Raw genomic sequence first — 24,961 nt, 5'->3', positions numbered from 1 at the left:
TCTTTCTATTTTTCATAAATGAGAGGATGATTAATCATGAGACGTTACATACCTTTAATACTGCTAACGATGATTCTATGTGTTGCTTGTACGTCAACGAAGGATAATAACGATAATAGGTTAGAAAGTGAGGAAAATCACGCTATAGATGCCATGAATTCCTCTATCGAAATAATAGCAGATCAATTGCAGACACCTTGGTCGATTCAAAAAAGTGGAGATGTCTTTTATATAGCAGAAAGGCCAGGAAGTATTGTAAAGATTGCGGAAGGGGGCGTTGATAGGCAGCAGATTATCCTGAAAAAGGAGCTATCAACTGCTCCAGAAGCTGGTATGATGGGATTTGTGTTAGCACCTAATTTTCCTACTAGTCAAGTTGCCTATGCGTATTATACGTATGTCGAGGAAGAGGAACAATTTAATCGAATTGTTACGTTAACGTTTAACGATAATAAATGGCTCGAACAGGATCTTATTATGGATCGAATAAAGAGTGGTACATACCATCATGGGGGACGTTTGAAAATAGGTCCTGACGGCAAGCTGTATGCAACGGTAGGAGATGCAACACAACCTTCTTTAGCACAGGATGTGGAAGCTTTAGAAGGGAAAATTTTGCGCATCAATTTGGATGGCACCATACCGAATGATAATCCTTTTCCTCAATCCTATATATACAGCTATGGACATCGAAATCCACAAGGCTTAACATGGTCTAATGATGGTACGATGTATGCCAGTGAGCATGGCAATGCAGGAAATGATGAAATTAATATCATTGAGAAGGGGAAGAATTATGGCTGGCCTCTTATTGAAGGAATGGAGAAAGAGCAGGGGATGATAACACCTCTTTTTACATCCAGTTCTTCTATCACATGGGCACCATCAGGCATTGCTATTGTAAATGATCAATTATATGTCGCTGCCCTAAGAGGCAAAGCAGTCCTAGCTTTTGATATAAATAAGAACAAACACAATGAATTACTATCAGAATTTGGTAGAATTCGTGATGTCTTTGTGGATGAAAAATTTCTTTATTTTATTAGCAATAATACAGATGGTCGTGGAAATCCGCAACCTCAGGATGATAAACTATATCGAACGCCATTGTGATATAATATTTGAGAAAACATGGAATGGTAGGATGAATGGGGAGGACAAACATGGCAAACTATCTTAAGATCGCAGTAGCAATTGATTTCTCAGAACAATCATTAAAAGCATTGGAGCGAGCTAGTCAATTAGCAAAGGAACACAATGCTATTTTGCAATTGGTGAATGTCATTGATACAAAATCGTTTGGAGCAGTTTCAGCATATGACTTAAAATATGCCGAGGAATTGAAGAAGGAAAACATTCTTAAAATGGAAAAGCTAGAAAAAGAGGCATTACAGACAGGAGTCAAAGAGGTCGAATCCATTGTAGAAACAGGTTCACCAAAAGGCATTTTAACACAGTTACCTCAGGTTGATTTAATTGTTTGCGGTGCAACTGGATTAAATCGTATGGAGAAAATGATGTTAGGCTCTGTGGCAGAGAAAGTCGTACGTCATGCGCTTTGTGATGTGTTGATTGTTCGTTAGTTGTTAAAATAGTTGAGAGTAAAAGAACCTGCTTGTGCTAGTAGACAAGCAGGCTCTTTTTTTATTGGAATGTTTGAGCGTTATCAATAATGCTTTGAGGTATATCGATTGTTTTTAGATGATTAAATTCAGTATACGTAACGACTGATTTTGTATTCATTAACAATTCGTCACCTTCTACGGCCATTTTTAAGTCAAAATTCATATCCATTTTGTTCGTATCGAAAGTCTCTTTATCGATGTGTAGTACGTAGTTAATTTTTTCAATTGATAGTTGATCCATTGGATTTTCTTCTAGACCCATTTCTTGCATAGATTTATTAATCTCAGAATCGATTAGTTCTTTGAATTTATCGCCTTTTGCATCTAATGTAAGGACGTATTCATCATCCGTTTGTTCAAATGTAAAGTCCTTAATGAATTTTTTCAATTGTTCTAGCTGTTCCTTCGCATCAGCAGAAGCCGCCGTTTGATCTAATATAGCATCAAAGTTCTCATCAGGGAGCTTTAACCAGCTATCTGTTGTCGAATCCTTCATAAATAAGCCTGCATCTTTTTTCATATACATTTCAATTGGCATGTCCATTGTTTCTTTACCTTCATTCATCATATCAGGCATTGTCATAGATCCTGATAAATGCATTGCAAGTGGATCAACGATGATATCCATCTCCATTTTGGAGTCGATTGAAAACTCCATTGCTTCTTCACCAGACCCAACCTTTGTCACCTGTGTCATATCCATTTTAGCACTTGCACTTTGAATATCAGCCTGGCGATCTACTGCTTTGTCATACACTTGTTCTAAAGTGAGTTTGCTTTTATTAGTTGTGTCTTTCGTAGGCGTAGCGCTTGAATTACAAGCGGCAAGTGTCAACGCTAGTGTTCCGACTGCTAATACTTTAAAAATTTTCTTCATTACTTTCATCTCCTATTCTTGGTAAAAAACACTATCTACTACTATACGCACTAAAAAAGGAAAAGTTTCATAAATTGTTAGAAAAGAACTACTTTTTTATTAAAAAAATAACATTACTCCTACTTTTGTAATCTTTAAACGTGATAATTACCAAATGAATAGGAATAAAACAAAAAAGCTGTCATGAACTTATCGTACAAGGACGATAAGTACAGACAGCCTTTTGCTTACACCATAGTGTAATGGATCAATTATAACCCCAGATCATAGCAAATAATGTACCAATGATTGTCACAACACCTACGAATACTGAGTATAAAATTGTTGTATATAACGTTTTTTTATCTTCAGATTCACCGATGTGCATGAATAATACTAATTGTACAGTTGCCTGTGCAAGAGCAGTTACTAGTAAAATTCCAAATGCCATATTAAGAGACATATCAAATTTTACAACTGCTAAAGCTACGATTGTTAGTAATAGTGAGAAGCCGAAGCCCATCACATGTTGTTTTGGGAATAATTCCTTCATCAGCTAATCAGTCCTTTCAAGTAGACGAAGCTGAAGATGAAAATCCAAACAACGTCTAGGAAATGCCAGTACAGTGAGAAGATAAACGCTTTATTAGCCGTTTGTGGGTTTAAGCCACGTTTCGCTACTTGGATTAAAATAGCTACGCCCCAGAAGAAACCAAATGTTACGTGGGCACCGTGCGTTCCAAGTAAAGTCATTAATGACGATAAGAATGCGCTTGTTTGAATCGTCGCACCTTCGTGTACATATGTGACAAATTCATCAATCTCAATAGCTAAGAAGCCAAGGCCTAGTAATAGAGTGATGATAAAGAATGTCATCATCGCTTTTTTACGACCAATACGCATTGCATGAACACCAAGACCAATTGTGAAACTACTTGTTAATAATAAGAATGTTTCCCATAGAACGGGAGTTAATTCAAAAATCTCGGCACCATCTGGTCCACTACCTGTACGTGTATGAAGTGTGAAATACACAGTAAATAAAGTGGCAAATAACACGATTTCGGCGCCAAGGAAAATCCAAAAACCAAAGATTTTTAGACGGTTTTCCTCTGTACTATATTCTAATGGAAGTGAAGAATCGATTTTCATATTATTTATCACCTCTCAAGCTTTTCTCAGTTGCCATTACTTCCTCAACTGAAATGTAACGACCATGATCTTTTTCAAATGAACGATGGATCATGAAGCCAAATACACCAAGCATACTGATGATGGCTGGAATCCATAGATTAAATACAGCGAAGAATGCTGCAAGGAAGAAGAATCCACTCATCCAGAATGGTGTGCCTGTATTATTTGGCATGTGAATTTTTTCGATTGTACCTGCAGTAATATCGCGACCTTCTTTTTTCGCGAACCAGAACTCATCTAAGCGAGTAACGGTAGGCACTACGGCAAAGTTATATTCTGGTACTGGAGAATGAGTAGCCCACTCAAGTGTACGACCATCCCAAACATCTGCCTTTTCATTACGAGGCATATGCTTCCAGCTATAGTAAATATTGTAGACGATTAATGCAAAGCCGACTGCAAGTCCTAGAGCACCAACGAACGATAACATGTTCAATGGACCATAACCAGTAGACTCAGAATAAGTGTACATACGACGAGCATATCCATCTAAACCTAAAATGAATAGTGGGAAGAACGTTACGTTGAAGCTGATGGCAATGAACCAGAAACCAGCTTTCCCTAATTTTTCATTTAGACGGAAACCGAACATTTTTGGCCACCAGTAGTGGTAACCTGCAAGGACACCAAATACTGTACCTGGAATTAATACATAGTGGAAGTGGGCAACTAAGAACATCGTATTATGATATTGGTAGTCAGCACTTGCCATCGCTAGCATTACCCCTGTAACCCCACCAATTGTGAAGATAGGAATAAAGCCAAGTGCATAAAGCATCGGTGTTGTAAATTGAATTTTCCCGTGCCTCATTGTGAGTAGCCAGTTGAATATTTTAACCCCAGTAGGAACGGCGATTGCCATTGTTGTAATAGAGAAAACACTGTTTACCATTACACCATGACCCATTGTATAGAAGTGGTGGGCCCAAACTACGAATGATAGTAGGGAAATGACCACCATACTCATCACCATTGATTTGTAACCGTATAAGTTTTTACGTGCGAATGTTGCAATGATTTCTGAGAAAATACCGAAAGCAGGTAGGATAACGATATAAACCTCAGGATGTCCCCAAACCCAGAAAAGGTTGGCCCAAAGCATATCCATACCACCATCTTGCATCGCAAAGAATTTTGTGCCGAATTGACGGTCAAACATCATAAGAGCAAGCGCTACAGTTAATACTGGGAACGCGAATACGATAATAATGTTTGTAATTAAAATTGACCAAGAAAACATTGGCATTTTCATTAATGTCATACCAGGAGCACGCATTTTAATGATCGTCGTGATAAAGTTAACACCTGTCATTAAAGTACCAATACCTGATAATTGAAGGGCTAAAGAATAATAGTTATTCCCTACAGTCGGACTAAAATCCGTACTTGCAAGAGGGAAGTAGGCTGTCCAACCAGCGTCTGGTGAACCACCGATAATGAATGATAAGTTTAATAAACCAGCACCTGCTGCAAATAGCCAGAAGCTGACAGCATTTAGACGTGGGAAAGCAACGTCACGTGCACCGATTTGAAGTGGAATGACAATGTTCATTAAGCCGATAACAAATGGCATCGCCATAAATAGAATCATTAATAAACCGTGTGTTGTGAAAATTTCATTATAGTGTTGTGCATCAAGAAGTCCGTTATCTGGAACGGCTGTTTGTGCACGCATTAATAGTGCATCGATACCACCGCGGAATAGCATTAATAAAGCTACTGCGATATACATAATCCCGATTTTTTTATGGTCAACAGTTGATAGCCAGTTTTTGTAGAAATAGCCCCATTTTTTGAAATAAGTAAGGCCTGCTACGATAACCACTGCACCAACTACGATACTAATAGCTGCCGCTAAAATCATCGGTTCTTGCATTGGATGGAATAATTCTTCCATACTCATTGGATGCGCTCCTTTCAGAATTAAAAATTAATGTCTCGATTCGTTCAACGATAAAATCAAATTAATGACCAGAATGTTCATTATTCATGTCTTCTTCAGACATGTCCCCATGATCCATTTCATCCATATTCATGTGTTTGCCATGTTCCATTGGAGCTGGTCTAAAGTCTAAGTGTGTAGATGAGAAGCTTTGGCGACCAACATGTTCTGCCTCTAAAAGCTCATCAAATTTTTCTTCTGTTAATGGTGCCTCTTTCGCTTTAACATCAGCAACCCATTTATCGAAGTCTTCTTGTGTCATAGATTGTGCTTCAAATTCCATTTCTGCAAAGCCACGTCCATTAAAGTTAGAGTTACGTCCCATAAATGAACCAACTTCATCTGCTGCAAGGTGAATTGTTGTTAACATATCACTCATAGCATATTTTTGACCTGCTAATTGAGGAATCCAGAAACTTGTAATTGGACCAAATGAGTAAAGCTTAAATTCGATTGGACGATCCACCGGAATGTTTACATAGTTAACTGTTTCAACACCTTCTTCTGGATAACTAAAGTGCCATTTCCAGTTTGATGATGATGCATAAATCACTAAAGGCTCCTTATCGTCATAACCTGCTGGTTGAGCTTCTACTGTAGATGTTGTTCTTACTGTCACAACAGCTAAAAATGCTACGATAATAATTGGAATTACTGTCCATGTAATTTCAAGCAGATGACTTCCTTCTTCATGAGGAGGCTCATAATCTGCAGCTGCTTTTGATGCACGATATTTTGTAAGCATAAAGGCTAAAAGCACATACACGACTAGCAATATAAAGGCCATTGTAATAATGGATAAGATAATTGTGTTTGATAATGTTTCAGCATTAGGTCCTTTTGGATTGAACACTGTTAATGGTTCACATCCAGCAAGAAGAGCAATCGCACTCAATGCTACTAACATTAAACTTAATTTTTTCTTCATGTTTGACTCCTTTCTATAGAACGGCTATTCATAAAATTCATGTGTTTTTGTCAGTGTCACATTTACAAATAGTTGATACTGAGGTCACCTCTTTTATCTTGGCGTATCAATCAACAACATAAGAAATTACAATGGCATGGTTCAATATGAAACATAAAATCTAGTGTTGATTGATCTGATGCAAGCGTTAGCAAAATCAATGATTTGCGCAATCGTTTAAATACATACTTGGTTAACTACGATTGTCACAATCTCTCGTTGTTTGCACATTGGATTATACGCCCTGTTTTTAAGAAAAAACATAATTTTGTTATGAAAATGATAGTATAGCGGTATTGAATTTGAACATTTTTTGAACAAAAATCGTTATTTTAGTATTGGTATTTATAGGTTTTATTTATTAAACACTGTGGAAACGTTGAAAATACTGCATTCCTGATGTTTACCTAAGTAAATAATTTAAAATGTGAAAAATGGTATTTCACATTTTAGACGCTGTTTTGTAATAAAATCATTGTCATACCAGACCTATTGGGATTTTTTATTTGCCTTTTATCCAAAAAAGGAGTAGATGCAATGACGTTTTATGGAAACAATAGGTTGAATTTTCAATGAAAGGAATGAGCGAGGAGGGAATAAATGGAGTGAAATATTAATTATGTTAATATAATAACAGCTTTTCTTTAATATCCATATTTTTACTTCATTTGTTTTATTTGAAAAGTAAAAAGCAAACTAAGCCAGTTCTTAGTTTGCTAGTATTTTAGAAAAAATTTATGTTATCAAGAATTAAGCGGTGTAATTCAGCATTTTTAAAATTACCTGTCAATCACCAAGCTTCAGCCATTTGGCTACTTGTCCATAAATCGTATTTTGAAGCTGTGGAGCTTTATTATTCATTTTCAAAGAAAAATACAGTGTTTTCATAAAGTTTAAGGTACAAGTTCTTCCACTAAAGAAGAGCTCATTATAACCTTGTGTCATTAAATGCATTTCAAATTTATCAAAAGCCTGCTCAACAAATTCGATCAGTGCTTCCTCTGAGTAATTTTGAAGCAATAATGCATCCACTATATTAATTAAACGTTCCTCTTCATCGTTAACAAAGACTGTTTCTTTCCAAGTGACAAGTTTTAATGCATGTAAAATGGATGGTGCATACTGTAAATCGAATTTTGGATGTTTTATTGTTGTTGTAGCTAAATCTGCACCATGTGCAATACTGTGTGCCCATCCTTTTCCCTGAACATATCCTCTCATATCCTGTTCTAATAACAAATAACGGCCAATTTTTTTAAAGAACACTTGTAGGTCTTCATCTCTTAAAACAAGTAATTCAGCGTCCTTTGCAAGAAGACCTGCAACTAGTAAAGCAGAAAAAGAACGAGTAAAGACACTATCCTCTGTTTTATCTCCGATATGTAAATATAAAAAATCCTCACCTGTAACTGTATCAAACAAATATTGAAGTTGTTGAGAACTCAATAAATTATCACTTAGTAAATCAACAAAGGTGCGATAAATGAGCTGGTCTCGTAATTCGGCATCAACTGAGCCAATATGGGCTAACATCTCCTGTAATAGCCAATCACTATGTTGGAACATAAATGTCTGACGTTCAGACAGTGTCATTGTAGAAAAAGACTGTAATGTTTCTTTAATATCCATGTAAAAAAGCCCCCAACTTATTTTTGTATTTTATATTATAGCGCCATTTCATTTCGAAGGGATAAATTTGAAACCTTCATTTTAATCAAGCACAGTTAGAATGTCCTCTTTAAAACATAAATTTTACAATATTATTTCCAGAAACTATAGAAAGTTGTTATGATAGAAACGCAATAAAATGGTAAAACTAAAATGTGAACAATAAAAAAGACATACCTATTTAAGTATGTCTTTGTCTAGCTAAATAATGACTGCTGATTTAATGCCAATTGGCCATTCAGTGAGCGTGTGTTGATTTGTCTTTAACTCGACAAGAATATTGGCATTTTTGATTGCATCAATGAGCCATTCACTATAGTGACGATTTGGTTCAGGATGTTGTAAAATCTGCTGCATATCTTTTTTATCAACATGTAGCAGCTTGTAGTTACATTCAATGTTTACTTTTTGAGGAATAATGGAAAGAGACTCGTTTTGATGACCAAGTGCAATAGATCCAGGAATACACCCTTGAATTTTTAAAATATAGGTGCTGGCTTCTTGTGTGTAGACATCTATTTTGGTGCGTGTTAAAAGTTCAAATTCTATCGGCTTATCTTGAAAATGGCCGTCCGTTGTAGAAATTGAAATGACTTTAATTGATAATGCCTCGAATGCAGATGAGATACAATGATCAAACTCTGTAATTGTATCAAGTAATTGCATGGATTCCACTCCTTGTTAAGAACTTGATTTTCTTGATGCAGACAACAAAGGGGAAGCGTCTGCGAATTGTGATAAATTTTAGACTATTCTAATTATAATACAATTTATTACAAAATATGAATGCAAAAGCAATAATTTTTTGTTAAAAACAAGAAACTTGGATTTTTTTAGTAAATAGCAGAAATGAAAAATTAGAATAATGAGGTGAGAAAAATGACAAAAAGAAAGCGTCATGTCATTAAACATGACAATGTTGTTGTTTTTCCGGGCGCTGTCCAAACATTAATACGTGAAGGACATATGTTTGCTGAAAATTTTCAGTATGAAAAAGCGGTGGCAAGCTTTGAAAAGGCATTTGTGTACGAAGCTGGAGATGAATTTGCTCTTAGTGCTTATGCTTTCGCTTTGTATGAATTAAAGGACTATAGCAAGACAAAGGATGTTTGTGAGCAATTATTTTCAATGGGTACGTCATTTTATGTAGAAATCATGGAATTGTACATTACCGTATGCATGCAGTTAAAAGAATACCATCAAGTAGAGTCATTAATTTCAACGCTACTTGAAGAAAATGTTTTGCCTCAGGATCAAATTGAAAAATTTGAACGCTTAAAAAATTTGAATAGTGAAGTGTCTAAGAATCTAGAAAAAAAAGAAAATGCACAACGTTTAATAGAAGAACAAGAATATGACCTTGAGAAATTTAGGGTACTTAGTCCAAATGAGCAATCCATTCGCTTACATCGACTTATGGATACAAATGTAAGACAATTAAAAGAGCCGTTGAAAGAGATTATTGAATGTTCCACGATCCATCCGTTTGTCCAGAGTCTAGCACTTATATTATTAGTAGAACAAGAAGTAGCTATCAATGTTACAGTAGCCAAATTTAATCAAACCAAAGTTGTTAATCCTACTGAATTAGTATTGCCTAACCAGCTACCGCAGTATGGAGAAATAAAAAATATACTAGAAGTGAAGCTAGAACAAGACCCATCGACTTTGGAAATGGTACAATATTTAATGGCAAAGCATGCCATTGTAACGTATCCATTTGAATGGCACCCGTTCGAAGCAGATGATGTTGCCTATAGTTATATTGATTTTGTCTTAGCGATGCTTGGAAATGTACAAGAAATGGACTATGAAATCATTGACTTTTTACAAATGTTAGAAAAGCTAACAGAACTACATTAGGTATGAAATAAGTTGAAACTATACACATCTATGTTATACTAAAATGGTTGTCAAAATCGTAGTTACGAATGAATTGTCTAACATCTTAAACTTGATTATTTATTTGGAGGTATTTATACATGTCAGCAAAATGGGAAAAACAAGAAGGTAATATCGGTACTCTTACAATCGAAGTACCTGCTGCAGAAATCGACGCAGCAATGGACCAAGCGTTCAAAAAAGTTGTAAAACAAATTAACGTACCAGGTTTCCGTAAAGGTAAAATGCCTCGTAAAATGTTTGAACAACGTTTTGGTATCGAATCTCTATACCAAGATGCATTAGAAATCATCGTTCCTGAATCTTATGCAAAAGCAATTGATGAAGCTGGAATTATGCCAGTTGATTACCCAGAAATCGCTGGTACAGAAAACTTTGTACACGGTCAAGATTTCACATTCACTGCACAAGTAACAGTGAAACCAGAACCAAAGCTAGGAGACTATAAAGGTCTAGAAGTATCTAAACTTCCAGTAGAAGTAACGGATGAAGAAGTAGATGCACAAATTCAAGATCAATTAGCTCGTAAAGCAGAGCTTGAAATCAAAGAAGACGAAGCAATCGTAGAAGGTGATACAGCTGTGATCGACTTCGAAGGTTTCGTTGGCGAAGAAGCTTTTGAAGGTGGTAAAGGTGAAGACTATCCACTAGAAATCGGTTCAGGTTCATTCATTCCAGGTTTTGAAGAGCAATTAGTTGGTGTTAAAGCTGGCGAATCTAAAGATGTTGTTGTTACATTCCCAGAAGAATATCATGCAGCTGAATTAGCTGGTAAAGAAGCTACTTTCAAAGTAACTGTGAAAGAAGTTAAAACAAAAGTTCTTCCTGAGTTAAATGATGAATTTGCAAAAGAATTAGATCCAGAAGTTGAAGGCGTTGAAGCTTTACGCGCTAAAATTAAAGAACAAACTGCAGCTCAAAAAGAAACAGAATCAGATGCAGCTCTTCGTGATGAGCTTGTAGAAAAAGCAGCTGAAAATGCGGACTTTGAAGTACCAGCAGGTATGATCAACTCTGAAACTGATCGTATGTTACAAGAATTTGGTCAACGTTTACAAATGCAAGGTATGAATCTAGACCTTTACTACCAATTCTCTGGTCAATCAGAAGAAGACTTACGTGGCCAAATGAAAGAAGAAGCTGAAAGCCGTGTGCGTGTATCATTAACACTTGAAGCAATTGCTGAAGCTGAAAAAATTGAAGCATCTGAAGCTGATATTGAAGCAGAATTAGAAAAAATGGCTGCTCAATTTAACATGACAAAAGATCAAATCACAAGTGCTTTAGGTGGAACAGCAGTACTTGAAAATGACATCAAAATCCAAAAAACAGTTGAATTTTTAGTAGAAAACGCTAAAATTACTGAATAAGATTTTGTGTAATTAGATAGCCCAAAAAAACAAGGTACGGCATTCATCCGTGCCTTGTTTTATCACATAAACTCTTAGCAATCAGTCCCCTTAACATTTAATTCACTTTATACTTCACTTATACATAGTATTGTTTTAGTTTTTATCTTCATTCAGCAGATGTTTTTGTATCCAAAGTATTATGTCAGGTACAAAAAACTCCCATCTCACATAGATGGCGAGCTGTAAGCCTTTTAACCTTTTTAGTGTGTGTTTAAACCACGACTGAATGAAGATAGTGCCTGCTGGCAGGCGGCAAGGATTTAGATGAAGTCCTGGCGCTATTAGAGTCAAGGCGAAATTGATACGATGCTAAACTTAACTTCATTCAGAAAGGTTCTAACTAAATAAAATTTATTTTTTGAGTGATATACCCTTGGTTGATGAATGTAGTAGATTTATAAATAGAGATCAGTAGTTTGTAGTGTGTCGGAAGTGAATAAATGTAACTTTATAGCAGTATAAGGTGGCGAAGTAAGCAGGTTCCTATAGCATGCTTCGAAAGACAAATGAAGTAAAGTACATGACGATGCGTTATAATCTACACATGCATAATTACTGAGGCGTAAATGATGCAGACAATTTATTTGATAAAGGTTCAATAATCTTGTAAGATTGTTGCTTGAATAGGGGTGAAACATATTGTTCAAATTTAATGATGAAAAAGGCAATTTAAAATGCTCATTCTGTGGAAAACCACAAGAACAAGTGCGTAAATTAGTTGCAGGTCCAGGTGTTTATATTTGTGATGAATGTATCGAGCTTTGTTCAGAGATCGTTGTAGAGGAACTAGGTGTAGAAGAGGAGATCGAATTCCAAGATATCCCAAAACCGAAAGAAATCTTAACGATTTTAGATGAGTATGTAATTGGACAAGAGCGTGCTAAAAAAGCATTGGCAGTCGCAGTTTACAATCACTATAAACGTATCAATACGAATAGTAAAATTGATGATATTGAATTAGCAAAATCGAACATTGTGTTAATCGGCCCAACTGGTAGCGGTAAAACTTTATTAGCTCAAACGTTAGCACGTATTTTAAATGTTCCATTCGCTATTGCGGATGCTACCTCCTTAACTGAAGCAGGTTATGTTGGTGAGGACGTTGAAAATATTTTATTAAAGTTAATCCAATCAGCTGATTATGATATCGAACGCGCTGAAAAAGGGATTATCTATATTGATGAAATTGACAAGGTTGCACGTAAGTCGGAAAATCCATCTATTACACGAGATGTTTCCGGCGAAGGTGTTCAGCAGGCACTCCTAAAAATTCTTGAAGGAACAGTTGCAAGTGTTCCACCACAAGGAGGACGAAAACATCCTCATCAAGAATTCTTACAGATCGATACAACCAATATTCTTTTCATTGTTGGCGGTGCATTTGATGGTATTGAAACCATCATTAAACGACGTCAGGGTGAAAAAGTAATAGGATTCGGTTCAGATCCGAATAAAGTAGATGTAGATGAAGGTTCTATCATGTCCAAGCTGATTCCTGAGGATTTATTGAAATTTGGTTTAATACCAGAGTTCATTGGTCGATTACCTGTACTTGCGAGTCTGGAGCAATTAAACGAAGCAGCACTAGTACAAATTTTAACAGAGCCGAAAAATGCACTAGCCAAGCAATATCAAAAAATGCTTGAATTAGATGGCGTTGAGCTTGAATTTGATGAAGATGCTCTTGTGGCAATTGCTAAGGAAGCAATTGAACGTAAAACAGGTGCGCGTGGTCTTCGTTCAATTATTGAGTCAACAATGCTTGATGTAATGTACGAATTACCTTCACGTGAAGACGTGAAAAAATGTATCATTACAGCAAAAACAATTACGGATAAAGAAAAACCGAAATTGCTTCTTGAAGATGGCACTGAACTCGATGAAGGTAGCGACACTAAAACTTCAGCATAATGAATAGACGTGGCTGTCTACCGTTGTGAGATAGAGAGTAATTAGCTGACTTCGATTGTGCAATATTCGCACATATCGACAGTCAGCTTTTTATTCATTCCTACATAAAGCCAGCTGTAACTTGAAGAAATTTTTGGCTCGCTTCAATATCTAGTGTGAATCAACTTTTTAAACACATACTAGTAGCGCGGGATGTTAACATGAAAATTTTGACGGAGGTGAATGCCCGCATGGTGACAATACAAAAAACAACAAATGTACCATTATTGCCTTTGCGTGGACTTTTAGTATTCCCATCGATGGTGTTACATATTGATGTGGGTAGAAATCGTTCTGTAGCGGCGCTTGAGCAGGCAATGTTAGAGGACCAAATGATTTTATTGGTAACACAAAAAGAAATGCACGATGAACAACCTGAAGAGCAAGATTTGTATTCAGTTGGTACAATTGCTTATGTCAAACAAATGCTTAAATTACCAAATGGCACGTTACGTATCCTTGTAGAAGGAGTTGCTCGTGCAACGTGGAAAAACTATCGTGCGTTAGAGAAGTATACGGTTGTCGATATTGAAATTAAAGAGGAGTCAACAGAAAAAGATGTAGAAACACAAGCATTGATGCGGACATTGTTGACGTATTTTGAAAAATATGCAAAATCCTCCAATAAAATTACAACTGAGACGATCAATACTGTAACGGATATTGAAGAGCCTGGCCGTTTAGCTGATATTATTGCTTCTCATTTGCCGTTTAAAATTGCCGACAAGCAAGAAGTTTTGGAAATGCTAAGCGTTAAAAAACGACTAGATCATTTAATTATTCGCTTGCATGATGAACAGGAAGTATTGGATCTAGAAAAGAAGATTAATTCCAAAGTAAAGCAGTCAATGGAGCGTACGCAAAAGGAATATTATTTACGTGAGCAAATGAAAGCTATCCAAACGGAGCTGGGAGATCGCGAAGGGAAAACTGGAGAAGTTGCAGAATTACGGAAGCGTATCGACGAAGCTGGTATGCCAGAAACAACAAAGGAAGCAGCACTGAAAGAATTAGATCGCTATGAAAAAATACCTGGAGCTAGTGCTGAGAGCGGTGTTATTCGCAATTATATTGATTGGCTTATTTCATTACCGTGGACAAATGCTACAGAGGATCGCATGAATATTGCCCATGCTGAAAATATTTTAAACCGAGATCATGATGGATTAGAAAAAGTCAAAGAACGTGTTCTAGAATATTTAGCAGTACGTCAGCTGAAAAATTCACTGCGAGGACCTATTTTATGCTTAGCAGGGCCTCCAGGTGTTGGTAAAACATCATTAGCTCGCTCCATTGCCGAAAGTTTAGATCGAAAATTTATTCGTATTTCTTTAGGTGGTGTTCGAGATGAATCGGAAATTCGCGGACATCGACGTACGTATGTTGGTGCAATGCCAGGACGTATTATTCAAGGAATGAAAAAAGCAGGTACGATTAATCCAGTATTTTTATTAGATGAAATCGATAAAATGTCGAATGATTTTAGAGGTGACCCTGCAGCAGCTATGCTTGAAGTTTTAGATCCTGCACAAAATAATACATTTAGTGATCATTATATTGAGGAACCATATGATCTATCTAATGTGTTATTTATTGCAACTGCCAATGATTTAAGTAGCATCCCAGGACCATTATTAGATCGTATGGAAGTAATATCTATTGCAGGCTATACTGAAATCGAGAAAGCTCAAATTACAAAAAATCATCTTATACCAAAGCAGCTTAAAGAGCATGGCTTGAAAAAAACGCAAGTGGTAATCAAAGATGAAGCAGTCACTGATATTATACGTTATTATACTCGGGAAGCAGGAGTTCGCGGTTTAGAACGACAAATTGCTACGCTTTGCCGTAAAATTGCCAAAGTAATTGTATCTGGTGAGAAAAAACGCGTAACGGTTAGCTCCAAATCATTACAAGATTTACTTGGTAAACATCGTTTCCGCTATGGACAGGCTGAAAAGGAAAATCAAGTGGGTGTCGCTACTGGACTTGCTTATACAACAGTTGGTGGAGATACATTACAAATTGAAGTTTCTTTAACACCAGGTAAAGGGAAGTTACAACTAACTGGTAAGCTTGGTGAGGTAATGAAGGAATCTGCTCAAACAGCCTTATCCTATGTTCGTACGAAGATGGAACACCTTAATGTGGATGCCGAATTTTTTGATACACATGATATTCATATCCATGTGCCAGAGGGTGCTGTACCTAAAGATGGACCTTCAGCTGGTATTACAATGGCAACAGCTATCGTTTCGGCTATTTTACATCGCCCGATTCGCCGCGAGGTAGGTATGACAGGTGAGATTACCTTGCGTGGCCGTGTATTGCCAATCGGCGGCTTAAAAGAAAAAACATTAAGCGCTCACCGTGCAGGATTAACGACAATCATTTGTCCTAAGGATAATGAACGCGATATAGAGGATATTCCTGATAGTGTACGTGAGCAACTAACATTTAAACTAGTGACATCGGCTGATGAAGTTTTAGCCTATGCGCTGGACGGAGGTTTTTAAAAAAATGAAAGTCCATAATGTCGAAATGGTCATTAGTGCGGTACGACCAGACCAATATCCAGAAGATGGACTGCCAGAATTTGCATTAGCAGGTCGTTCGAATGTAGGAAAGTCTTCCTTTATAAATCGAATGATCGGACGTAAAGCTTTAGCACGTATTTCATCTAAGCCTGGTAAAACACAAACCCTTAACTTTTATAAGATTGAAGAACAGCTATTTTTTGTAGATGTTCCAGGGTATGGTTATGCAAAGGTTTCTAAAACAGAGCGTGAGGCATGGGGAAAAATGATCGAGCGCTATTTTACAGGACGCCAGGAGTTAAAAGCAGTCGTACAAATTATAGATTTGCGACATCCTCCAACAGCTGATGATCGTATGATGTATGATTTTTTAAAGCATTACAATATTCCTTGCATTGTCATTGCAACGAAGGCAGATAAAATTCCAAAAGGTAAGTGGGATAAACATAAGAAAATTGTCAAAGAGACACTGGAGATGGAAAAAAGTGATTCACTTATTGTCTTCTCATCAGAAACGGGTCTTGGCTTTGAGGAAGCTTGGAAAACAATCGAAAATAAAATGTAATAAAAAACATCTATTGTATCTAAACCGTTAGGACAATAGATGTTTTTGTATTTTCAATCGAGTGGTGTAGAAAATTAGGGAAAATACTTGATGATGAAACTATTTGTCCGATAAATTAGATAGGAGGTGGACTAGATGGATATCGCAGCTTTATCGATGGCAATGAACCAAGCAACACTTATGCAAAATGTATCTTTAGCTGTTACGAAACAGGCAATGGAAATGCAACAGCAAAATACAGAACAGTTAGTTGAAATGTTAGATGCTCCACATCCAACAGCCGGACATACAATTGATATTCAAGTATGAAGTAGGCAAGGTAGCTTGAAGTTAAAAGCTACCTCAACTTTTGTTTTTAGAAATAAATTCAAGAAGGCCTAAAATGTAACTTTTCGAATAAGAAAAACTACCAATAATACGATATACTAATAATTAGTAAGGAGGCAGGTTTTTTGAAAAAATATTTATACATACTGATGATTACGTTACTGATGATAGTTGGTTTTTCCTTTAATCAATCTGCTAAAGCAGCCCAACTAGTGACAGGGACATTTGTTGATGTAACGTTTTCAGAATATACGAAGCCTGATGGTACGATAGAAAAGCAACTTAGTAAAATTACATTGGAAAATGATCGTGGACGAACAGTAACGTTTAATATTAATAAAAATACTAGATTATATATTAATAATACGTCTACAACGATTGAGGGTTTTAAGATGGGGATGGAAGTCGAGGCTGAAATTTCTCTTAGAAGTGTTGTTGAACTTCGCGGTACCTCTCATACACCAACAGAAACAAATGTACCATCAACAGGAAGCAGTAACGGTAAAACAACTGCTGGTGTCGTCACGAGTATTGATCCAAATGGTTTATTTATCATGGTAAAACCAGATGTTGGCGCAGAAACGACATACTATTTAAACAAAGAAACCAATTATCAAAAAGGTTCTTCTGCAACAGATATTAGTGCATTATACGTTGGGGATCGAGTTAAATTAAGTTTCAAAAATAAAACTTCCTCAATCATATCAAAGGTAGCTATCAGTGAAACAGGTACGCTCGTTGAAAACTTATATAAAGGCGAGATACAAGCGGTCAATCCTAATGCCAACAAGCTTACCGTGAAAAATCAGCATGCCTTTGTAAACTGGCAATTTGGCTCTCAAACAACAAATGATCTTTCAACTATGCCTTTTACATCCAAAGTACCAATCTATGTTGGGAATACAAAAGTCGAGAAAGGTCAGCTGAAAAATTATATAGGTAGCGAAGCATACTATGCGACCGTTAAACAATTTGGTAAGGAAGTAATCGAGAAAATTGTCGTATTAAAAAATAATGAAAGAACATATTACGAACCAATGCTGTCTGTTGATACAGATTACCAACTACTGAAACTGAAAACAGCAGGAACAATGTATTTCCATAATGGAACTATTTTAATTCGAAATGGACGATTAATTGAACCTACTGGTCTTATGGCATATGGTACTGCTTTTGTCGTGGCTGATGGTGCTACTCGTGATCACTATGCCCAAGTAATACAAGTTACAAGTGATAGCTTCATGTCACCTAATCTCGCAGGTCATGAATTATATTATGGACGCTTATCTCAAGCAGATGGATATGTAATTGAAATTGACGATGCGATGAAGATTGAATCAAATGTTTTCAAGAAAGCAGATCGTACTGTGCTGTCAGTTAGTAATTCAACGAAAGCTATGGTAGATGACGGCAATAAAACATATAGTGTCATGCCAGATATTGAACTTTACTTATCTGAGGGAGATTATGGTTATTTCTATGTGAAGGAAGGCCATGTACAAGCTCTTCATATTTTAGACAAGGCTAAACCTGTTGCCCCTCTAATGCTTGCAGGGAAACTACAGTCAGTAAAATCTACGTATCCTGCAGTCATTAATGTCAAGAGTGTTAGTCAATGGCAAAATGGTCGTTGGTATGAAGCAGGTGAAATGGTTAATATGAATATTGACCAAGCGACACTGATTAAAGCAGGTAAGGTGATTCAAGCTTCTGACTTACAGCCATCTGATCGTTTAGTTGTATTATCAGATCGATTTGTTAAAGCTCATTTTATTTTGGTAGATTAGCATAAATATTAAACTAAAAAATCTGCGAGTCTTATGCGAATATGTTTCATAATCGAAAGATGAGGAAGTTACTTCGAATAGGCTAAATTGTGTATACATTCGCAAGACGAGCAGATTTTTTAGTTATATTAGAAACAAGCTTCATTATGCACGCAAATGCACAGTGAAAGAGAGGAAAAGCGAATGCAAAAAAAATTATCTAAAATAATGTTTCTAGTCCTTGCTGTCTTTTTGATTGGAACAACTATTCCATTCAATGCATCAGCCGCTTCATTAGAAACAACAGGTGCTGTAAAAAACGAATATACATATGAAGAAGCTGTGTTCCTTTCAGGGACACCTGTTATTTTTAAAGGGACAAGTAAAGATATTAAAATTGCTCAAAAAGAATCAAAAGGTAAATTAACTGAAACGTATAGCATGAAGTTAACAGCAAGCAATGGCGCAACATTGACAAGAAATATTGCCTATGAATCAGATGTAGTGGATTATGCAGTTCTTGGTCAAAAAACATCCAATGGTGAAGTGAAGAAATACACTGAAAAAATCACAATTGGCGCCATTACTTATTCCTTAGTCGATTATCAATTTTCACAAGGAACAGTTACTGATAATCGTGCAGCCTCTGATTATTACTCAGGAAATATTATTTCTAGAAAAACCTATGCTTTTGAAACAGGAAAAGGAAAAAATGCTGTTCAAAACACAGTAACAATTGAAACAGATAGTCGACATGCAGGCTATGAGAACTTCTGGGGTGCGACAGAAACTCAAATCACGGAATCTGTTTATTCTTATAGTGATGGTAAAACAAGTCATGTGAAAAATCGTTTATCTACAAGTAAATCACGTGTTTTAAATTATGAGGAAAATCTCGGTAGCTTAGGGAGTTTTGAAGGTGGATATGCAGTCGTAAGTGAAAAGGATGTTATTTCTGAATATACATACGACCTATCTTCAGGACAAAAAGGTACACTTGATTTAGATACAGAGTACATGCCGACAATTGAACGTCTTATCATTCCTAAATTCAGAGATTTAACAACCCATTATGCGAAAGAAGCAATTGAAAAACTTTATTCTCTAGGTATTTACTCAGATTCAAGTAACTTCTTTTCTCCTAATACACCAATGAAACGTATTGATTTTACGACGGCTATTGGTAAAGCGGTTGATTTACGTGTGTTTGAAGAAAAGAAATCAAAAAAGACACCTACTACAAGTGTTTTTAAAGACTTGAAGCGTTCTATCAAAGATTACGGTTATATTGAATCAGCGTTAAATAAAGGAATAATCAAAGGTGTATCAGCTGACTACTTTAAGCCAGATAATGCTATTAATCGCGCACAGGCTGCAACTATCTTTGTCCGTGCCTTAGGACTTGAAAATAGAGCACCTGATCCTGGTTACTTAACTAAATTTACAGATGACAAACAGATTCCAAATTATGCGAGAGATGGCATCTATATAGCGAATGAACTTGGCTTAATGATTGGTGATGCTGCTGGTCGTTTTAATCCAAATAAACCGCTAACGCGTGCAGAGGCGTCAGTTGTTTTAGAACGATTCTTGAAATATTTAGAGGATGACTTAAAACAAAACTATCGTGATGACATATTGTTCTTTAACTAAAGAAAGGATGGAACAAAAATGACATATGTAAAAAAAGCATTGCTTGCTATGCTTTGCTTCATGCTTCTACTGATGACAGCTACACCTACTGTTACGCAAGCAGCTACAACAATTAGAGATGTTCCAACAAATAGCAATAATTATAAAGCTATTTCATGGGCGGTCGATAATGACCTGATGTCCTTAAATAGTGCAAGTAACTTTTTACCAAATGATCAAGTGACAGATCGCGATCTTGTTCTGATGTTTGCCAAACTAGATCGTAACTATGCTTTATCTTATATTGATAGTGTTGCTTATAATTTCTACAGTGATTTTTATTTACCATTTAATGGTACACATGTAAATACGAATCGAACAAAAGCTGTAACACGTGGCCAATTTGCCCAAATTTACGCGGCTTTTAAAGGCTTAGATTTAGATGAGCCACAGGCAGTTCAATATTTATATTCAAATGATTTATCTACAAGCTCTACAGGCAAAAACACATTCGCTAGCTTTAATCCATCCACAAAACTAACACGGGGTGATGTTGCTGTATTTTTCTATCGTGCTGTTCAAAATAGCACTTTTGCAGTACAAGGATTAAAACGTAGTCCAGCTGGTCGTGATAATGATAGCATTACATTACCACCTGGTTTTATGGGATCTAGTAGTGCTGATTTTGAAGAGCCAAAGGATAATTCAAATGATTTTACTGGACCAAATAATGTTAATAATGCATTGCAGAGTATCTTGGTGGAAAAGCCTGATTTAATTGCAAATAATGTGGATACAACACTAGTTACAGTTTCTTTAAAGGCTTGTAATGGTGATCCTATCGCTGATGATAAATCTTATTCATTCCGCGTGAAGGCATCCTACGGAAATATTGTTGATACTTCAGGTGAAGCAGTTGACATTGTCCAATCGGATGGTTCAACGGTATCTGCTATAGTGGTAGCACCAAAATTAACTAAATCAGTACGTGATACAATAACTTTTGAGCTGATTAATAATACGGACCCAGCAATGAAGTGTCTTGTTGGTGAGAAACTAAACGCAGAAGTGCGTTATGCACCGCAGCCTGAATTGCGTATTGATTACCAAGTATACGACCCAGCAAATACAGATGATAATGGGAGCGTGATTCCTGAATTTCCAAAAAGTGAAGATATTCCAGAGTTCTTTACGCAAAACTTAATTGATGTTTATAGCCCAGTTCCTCTAAATGCTAATTCAGATAAAAAATTATTTAGTATTGGGCAGCAAACAAATGTGACGGACGTTTTAGGGAATGTGCAAAACATCTATTTGCGTTACGGTGGATCTGATCCTAAATATCCGGCATTAGGTTATGAAAATGCTATTCTTCAATTTGAAAACTATGATATTTCTGTTCACTTATTTGAGGAACTTTTAAAGACACGTTTTGAGAACTCTGTTACAACGCCAGCTAAAACGGAAATAATGTATTTAATTGCTGACGATGGTCGTCCTATTTATCGCGTTCAGGGCATTGATGATGATATTGCCTCACAGGTAGAGAACATTAATCCAGTCGGCGCCATTATTCAGCTTATGAAAGAAATGCCAGACGAAAAAGATTTAACATTAGAACATTATGACAGTGTTATGAAGATTTATTCGATCTTCACTAACTTAAGTAACTATGACCGCACGGTATTATTAAAATACCAAGGCGGTAAATTACTTGGACAAGTAGAGGCGTTTAAAAAACGAGTAGAGGCCCTAAAGGAAAGTGCGGATGCTGCATCAAGACCATCAGGAAAAGATCGTTATACAAAAGTAATGGTGACTTTAGTGCGTCCTGGTGGAGAGCCTATTACAGATTATCAAGGAACAGTCAAAATTAAGTATGACGGAGTAGAAAAAACAGCTTCATTTATTACGAACACTTCTGATCCATTAAATAATACAGGGAATCCAGGTACCGCTGTAGCCTACTTTGATTCAGTTATATATGGCAAATCTAAAGTGGAAGCAAGACTTGTCAATCCAATAGACCCTCGCTATGCAACGTCCTTGAAGGGTTTAAAAGATAAAACAGTGACGAAAGATATTTTTACGAATCCATACTTCAGTAAAAACTCTTGTTCTTTAGCAACAGAAATTGCCTATGTAGTGGATTATTCTTCTTCCATGAAGGCTGTTGATCCAACAAATTATCGTGGGAAGAAAATGATTGAACTAATCAATCAATTAAAGGCTAAAAATAACATAGTCATAGAAACCAATACAAAAGCGACAGTACTTGGAGAAGGTACAACAGAAAATGTGTTGAAAAAAGATCTTTATAAAGCATCGAAAGATAAGGGTGCAACCGATATTTTTGCAGGCATCGATATTGCTTTAACAAAATTCTCGAACGATTCGAAAACATCCAAAGCGATTGTCGTTGTATCTGATGGTAAAACGAGTAAATCAAAAATGACAAAAGTTATAAATGAAGCGAAAAAGCAAGGTGTCAAAGTATACACAGTAAGTATGGGCAAAAAATCACAAGTAAATGACGCCACTTTAATGCAATTATCTTCAGAAACGGGCGGAACGTACTTCCATGCAATTGATAATTTGCAATTGCATCAAGTCTTCCAGAAGTTAATTGATACAATTTTATGTAAAACGCAAGCTTCAAGCTGTATCAATCCAGAAGATTTATTTGAAGAGACAAGTGTTTCGCTACGAAAAGGTTATATTACAATGAGTGCTCGAGTTGATGGTAACTGTCAAAACGTTGCGAAGATGAATGTACGTTTTAATTCAATCAGTGGAGATGTCCAGTTTGATTTGCAAAAGCGTAGTGATCAAGTGTATATGTTAACAAAAACTGTTCAAACTATGCAGGACTTTAAAGTCAATGATGAGATTGAGTTTATAGCATACGATAAAGATGGAAATATGATTGCAATAAAGACTGTTACAATAACAAATTAATGAGAAAACTGCCTCCGATAATGGGGGCAGTTTTTTAATTTGAAACAACACGTATAATTTGTTACACTTAGTTTATAATAATTCTAATGTAGATGACGAATTGCAGTTCTTCATGACATGTTCACAAATTATTGATGAACTCTTGTCGAACTGTGCTATAATGAGATTTGTGAATTAGAACGTGTGAGGTGTTATTCATGCATACCATCGTAGTAGGCTTGAATTATAAAACAGCGCCTGTTGAAATACGTGAGAAGTTATCATTCATTGAGAGTGAACTGCCACAAGCAATGGAAGCGCTGCAAAAGCAAAAAAGTATATTAGAGAACGTAATTGTTTCGACATGTAATCGTACAGAAATATATGCTGTTGTGGATCAATTGCATACTGGACGTCATTTTGTGAAACAATTTTTAGCCAACTGGTTTGATTTGCCTGTGGAGACATTTTCTTCGTATTTAACGATTCGTGAAGAAGATGAGGCAGTCGAACATTTATTTAAAGTGACAGCTGGAATCGATTCAATGGTTCTAGGTGAAACACAAATTTTAGGGCAAGTAAAAAAAAGCTTTTTAAGTGGACAAGAGATTGGCACAACAGGAACGGTATACAATCAGCTATTTAAACAAGCAGTAACATTTGCAAAGCGTGCTCATAATGAAACAGCGATTGGTGAGAATGCGGTATCCGTTTCCTATGCGGCCGTAGAATTAGCAAAGAAAATTTTTGGCTCATTACAACGCAAGCATGTAGCTATTTTAGGTGCAGGAAAAATGGGGGAACTTGCAATTGAGAACCTTTACGGTAGTGGTGTAGGGAAAGTTACTGTCATTAACCGTACATTTGAAAAAGCAGAAAGCTTAGCAGCTAAATTCCATGGTGAAGCTAAATCAATGAAGGAATTACAATGTTCTTTGTTAGAAGCGGATATTTTAATTACTTCAACAGGTGCTACTGATTATGTTATTGATTACGAGCTAATGCAATTTGTGGAACGTTTACGTAAAGGAAAACCATTATTCATGGTAGATATAGCGGTTCCTCGTGATATTGACCCACGAGTTGGCGACCTACCAAATGTTTTCCTATATGATATTGATGATTTACAAGGTATTGTCGAAGCGAACTTAGCAGAGCGTGAACGTGCTGCTGCTGATATTACTAATATGATTGGCGAAGAAGTTGTGCAATTTAAAGACTGGGTAGCTACTCTTGGGGTAGTGCCAGTCATCTCAGCATTACGTAAAAAAGCAAATCGTATTCAACAAGAGACTATGACAAGTATCGAAAATAAAATGCCAGATTTAACGGAACGTGAACGTAAAATTTTAAGCAAACATACAAAATCTATTATCAATCAATTGTTAAAAGAGCCAATCTTGCAAGCTAAAGAAATGGCTAATTCTCCAAAAGCAAATGAACAGTTACGTTTATTCCAACAAATTTTTGGTATAGAGGATGCTGTGGAAGCTGAAGTTCATGAGATGACAAAGCAAGAGCTTGAGCGCAAAGAACGCGCACAGGTATCTCAGACTTCTACTGAACCAAAGTACTCTTTCTAAATTATCTATTGCGCTCACGTAGAAAGCTGTGATTGTACATGGGTGTTACGCGCAATTGGATTTTCTACTGATATTACACGAGGCGTTTTCGTATCTGT

The 24,961-nt window shown here is 36.3% G+C and carries 19 protein-coding genes; 12 read left to right on the top strand and 7 right to left on the bottom strand.

All coding sequences use genetic code 11. The annotated features are described in order from the left end of the window. The first annotated feature begins 36 nt into the window (after window positions 1-36). Complete coding sequence (locus HXV90_RS16185) at window positions 37-1,113, top strand: PQQ-dependent sugar dehydrogenase (RefSeq protein WP_269897593.1); 1,077 nt, start codon at window positions 37-39, stop codon at window positions 1,111-1,113. A gap of 50 nt (window positions 1,114-1,163) precedes the next feature. Next, entirely contained in the window at window positions 1,164-1,583 is a 420-nt protein-coding gene (locus tag HXV90_RS16180) for a universal stress protein (protein WP_048395104.1), read from the top strand. A gap of 61 nt (window positions 1,584-1,644) precedes the next feature. Here the strand turns inward: HXV90_RS16180 and HXV90_RS16175 are convergent, their stop codons facing one another. The 7 genes from HXV90_RS16175 to HXV90_RS16145 all read right to left on the bottom strand — a co-directional run bounded on the left by HXV90_RS16175 (window position 1,645) and on the right by HXV90_RS16145 (window position 8,918). Continuing rightward, window positions 1,645-2,502 carry a DUF6612 family protein gene (locus HXV90_RS16175; protein ID WP_048395106.1) on the bottom strand — a complete coding sequence of 286 codons (858 nt, stop codon included), beginning with the start codon at window positions 2,500-2,502 and terminating at the stop codon, window positions 1,645-1,647. Between the two features lie 247 nt (window positions 2,503-2,749). After that, window positions 2,750-3,034 carry a cytochrome aa3 quinol oxidase subunit IV gene (gene qoxD, locus HXV90_RS16170; RefSeq protein WP_004226585.1) on the bottom strand — a complete coding sequence of 95 codons (285 nt, stop codon included), beginning with the start codon at window positions 3,032-3,034 and terminating at the stop codon, window positions 2,750-2,752. After that, complete coding sequence (gene qoxC / locus HXV90_RS16165; RefSeq protein WP_016991860.1) at window positions 3,034-3,633, bottom strand: cytochrome aa3 quinol oxidase subunit III; 600 nt, start codon at window positions 3,631-3,633, stop codon at window positions 3,034-3,036. Before qoxC ends, qoxD begins: the two co-directional genes overlap by 1 nt. A 1-nt stretch (window position 3,634) precedes the next feature. Further along, complete coding sequence (gene qoxB / locus HXV90_RS16160; protein WP_048395108.1) at window positions 3,635-5,578, bottom strand: cytochrome aa3 quinol oxidase subunit I; 1,944 nt, start codon at window positions 5,576-5,578, stop codon at window positions 3,635-3,637. A gap of 61 nt (window positions 5,579-5,639) precedes the next feature. Next, window positions 5,640-6,545, bottom strand: coding sequence for a cytochrome aa3 quinol oxidase subunit II (gene qoxA / locus HXV90_RS16155; protein WP_221680900.1), 906 nt, complete (start codon window positions 6,543-6,545; stop codon window positions 5,640-5,642). Between the two features lie 825 nt (window positions 6,546-7,370). After that, window positions 7,371-8,213, bottom strand: a complete 843-nt coding sequence (locus tag HXV90_RS16150; protein ID WP_259948300.1) for a DUF2785 domain-containing protein — start codon at window positions 8,211-8,213, stop codon at window positions 7,371-7,373. A 240-nt stretch (window positions 8,214-8,453) separates the two neighbouring features. Continuing rightward, window positions 8,454-8,918 carry a hypothetical protein gene (locus HXV90_RS16145; RefSeq protein ID WP_237898316.1) on the bottom strand — a complete coding sequence of 155 codons (465 nt, stop codon included), beginning with the start codon at window positions 8,916-8,918 and terminating at the stop codon, window positions 8,454-8,456. 213 nt (window positions 8,919-9,131) lie between these two features. Between HXV90_RS16145 and HXV90_RS16140 the strand changes: the two genes are divergently transcribed. The 10 genes from HXV90_RS16140 to hemA all read left to right on the top strand — a co-directional run bounded on the left by HXV90_RS16140 (window position 9,132) and on the right by hemA (window position 24,863). Then, a complete protein-coding gene (locus HXV90_RS16140; protein ID WP_269897592.1) occupies window positions 9,132-10,115 on the top strand; it encodes a hypothetical protein in 984 nt (327 codons plus the stop codon). A gap of 119 nt (window positions 10,116-10,234) precedes the next feature. After that, entirely contained in the window at window positions 10,235-11,524 is a 1,290-nt protein-coding gene (gene tig / locus HXV90_RS16135) for a trigger factor (RefSeq protein ID WP_048395116.1), read from the top strand. A gap of 681 nt (window positions 11,525-12,205) precedes the next feature. Beyond that, entirely contained in the window at window positions 12,206-13,477 is a 1,272-nt protein-coding gene (gene clpX, locus HXV90_RS16130; protein ID WP_036075657.1) for an ATP-dependent protease ATP-binding subunit ClpX, read from the top strand. Window positions 13,478-13,707: 230 nt separating this feature from the next. Then, window positions 13,708-16,032: an endopeptidase La gene (gene lon, locus HXV90_RS16125; RefSeq protein WP_048395119.1), complete on the top strand. Its 2,325-nt coding sequence runs from the start codon at window positions 13,708-13,710 to the stop codon at window positions 16,030-16,032. A gap of 4 nt (window positions 16,033-16,036) precedes the next feature. Continuing rightward, the gene (gene yihA, locus HXV90_RS16120) at window positions 16,037-16,618 is read left to right on the top strand and encodes a ribosome biogenesis GTP-binding protein YihA/YsxC (RefSeq protein WP_048395121.1); all 582 of its coding nucleotides are present in this window, start codon (window positions 16,037-16,039) and stop codon (window positions 16,616-16,618) included. Window positions 16,619-16,753: 135 nt separating this feature from the next. Next, a complete protein-coding gene (locus tag HXV90_RS16115) occupies window positions 16,754-16,927 on the top strand; it encodes a YjfB family protein (RefSeq protein ID WP_081011007.1) in 174 nt (57 codons plus the stop codon). Window positions 16,928-17,070: 143 nt separating this feature from the next. Further along, window positions 17,071-18,732, top strand: a complete 1,662-nt coding sequence (locus HXV90_RS16110) for a hypothetical protein (RefSeq protein ID WP_054550016.1) — start codon at window positions 17,071-17,073, stop codon at window positions 18,730-18,732. Window positions 18,733-18,915: 183 nt separating this feature from the next. After that, window positions 18,916-20,364, top strand: coding sequence for an S-layer homology domain-containing protein (locus tag HXV90_RS16105; RefSeq protein ID WP_004226619.1), 1,449 nt, complete (start codon window positions 18,916-18,918; stop codon window positions 20,362-20,364). 18 nt (window positions 20,365-20,382) lie between these two features. Continuing rightward, a complete protein-coding gene (locus HXV90_RS16100; protein ID WP_269897591.1) occupies window positions 20,383-23,301 on the top strand; it encodes a vWA domain-containing protein in 2,919 nt (972 codons plus the stop codon). Window positions 23,302-23,498: 197 nt separating this feature from the next. Then, window positions 23,499-24,863, top strand: coding sequence for a glutamyl-tRNA reductase (gene hemA / locus HXV90_RS16095; RefSeq protein WP_048395129.1), 1,365 nt, complete (start codon window positions 23,499-23,501; stop codon window positions 24,861-24,863). The last annotated feature ends 98 nt before the right edge of the window (window positions 24,864-24,961 follow it).

The sequence above is a fragment of the Lysinibacillus sp. JK80 genome (genome assembly GCF_027557635.1).
Taxonomy (GTDB): domain Bacteria; phylum Bacillota; class Bacilli; order Bacillales_A; family Planococcaceae; genus Lysinibacillus; species Lysinibacillus capsici.
Note: the sequence above shows the minus strand (reverse complement) of the source record. Positions and strands in the feature narration are given on the sequence as shown.

Bases quoted from the DNA above. Each gene is read 5' to 3' on its own strand.
- qoxA (WP_221680900.1), bottom strand. From the start codon at position 6,545: ATGAAGAAAAAATTAAGTTTAATGTTAGTAGCATTGAGTGCGATTGCT.
- qoxB (WP_048395108.1), bottom strand. From the start codon at position 5,578: ATGAGTATGGAAGAATTATTCCATCCAATGCAAGAACCGATGATTTTA.
- HXV90_RS16140 (WP_269897592.1), top strand. From the start codon at position 9,132: ATGACAAAAAGAAAGCGTCATGTCATTAAACATGACAATGTTGTTGTT.
- HXV90_RS16115 (WP_081011007.1), top strand. From the start codon at position 16,754: ATGGATATCGCAGCTTTATCGATGGCAATGAACCAAGCAACACTTATG.
- qoxC (WP_016991860.1), bottom strand. From the start codon at position 3,633: ATGAAAATCGATTCTTCACTTCCATTAGAATATAGTACAGAGGAAAAC.
- hemA (WP_048395129.1), top strand. From the start codon at position 23,499: ATGCATACCATCGTAGTAGGCTTGAATTATAAAACAGCGCCTGTTGAA.
- lon (WP_048395119.1), top strand. From the start codon at position 13,708: ATGGTGACAATACAAAAAACAACAAATGTACCATTATTGCCTTTGCGT.
- HXV90_RS16105 (WP_004226619.1), top strand. From the start codon at position 18,916: ATGCAAAAAAAATTATCTAAAATAATGTTTCTAGTCCTTGCTGTCTTT.
- HXV90_RS16180 (WP_048395104.1), top strand. From the start codon at position 1,164: ATGGCAAACTATCTTAAGATCGCAGTAGCAATTGATTTCTCAGAACAA.
- tig (WP_048395116.1), top strand. From the start codon at position 10,235: ATGTCAGCAAAATGGGAAAAACAAGAAGGTAATATCGGTACTCTTACA.
- HXV90_RS16175 (WP_048395106.1), bottom strand. From the start codon at position 2,502: ATGAAGAAAATTTTTAAAGTATTAGCAGTCGGAACACTAGCGTTGACA.
- HXV90_RS16145 (WP_237898316.1), bottom strand. From the start codon at position 8,918: ATGCAATTACTTGATACAATTACAGAGTTTGATCATTGTATCTCATCT.
- HXV90_RS16100 (WP_269897591.1), top strand. From the start codon at position 20,383: ATGACATATGTAAAAAAAGCATTGCTTGCTATGCTTTGCTTCATGCTT.
- HXV90_RS16150 (WP_259948300.1), bottom strand. From the start codon at position 8,213: ATGGATATTAAAGAAACATTACAGTCTTTTTCTACAATGACACTGTCT.
- yihA (WP_048395121.1), top strand. From the start codon at position 16,037: ATGAAAGTCCATAATGTCGAAATGGTCATTAGTGCGGTACGACCAGAC.
- qoxD (WP_004226585.1), bottom strand. From the start codon at position 3,034: ATGAAGGAATTATTCCCAAAACAACATGTGATGGGCTTCGGCTTCTCA.
- HXV90_RS16185 (WP_269897593.1), top strand. From the start codon at position 37: ATGAGACGTTACATACCTTTAATACTGCTAACGATGATTCTATGTGTT.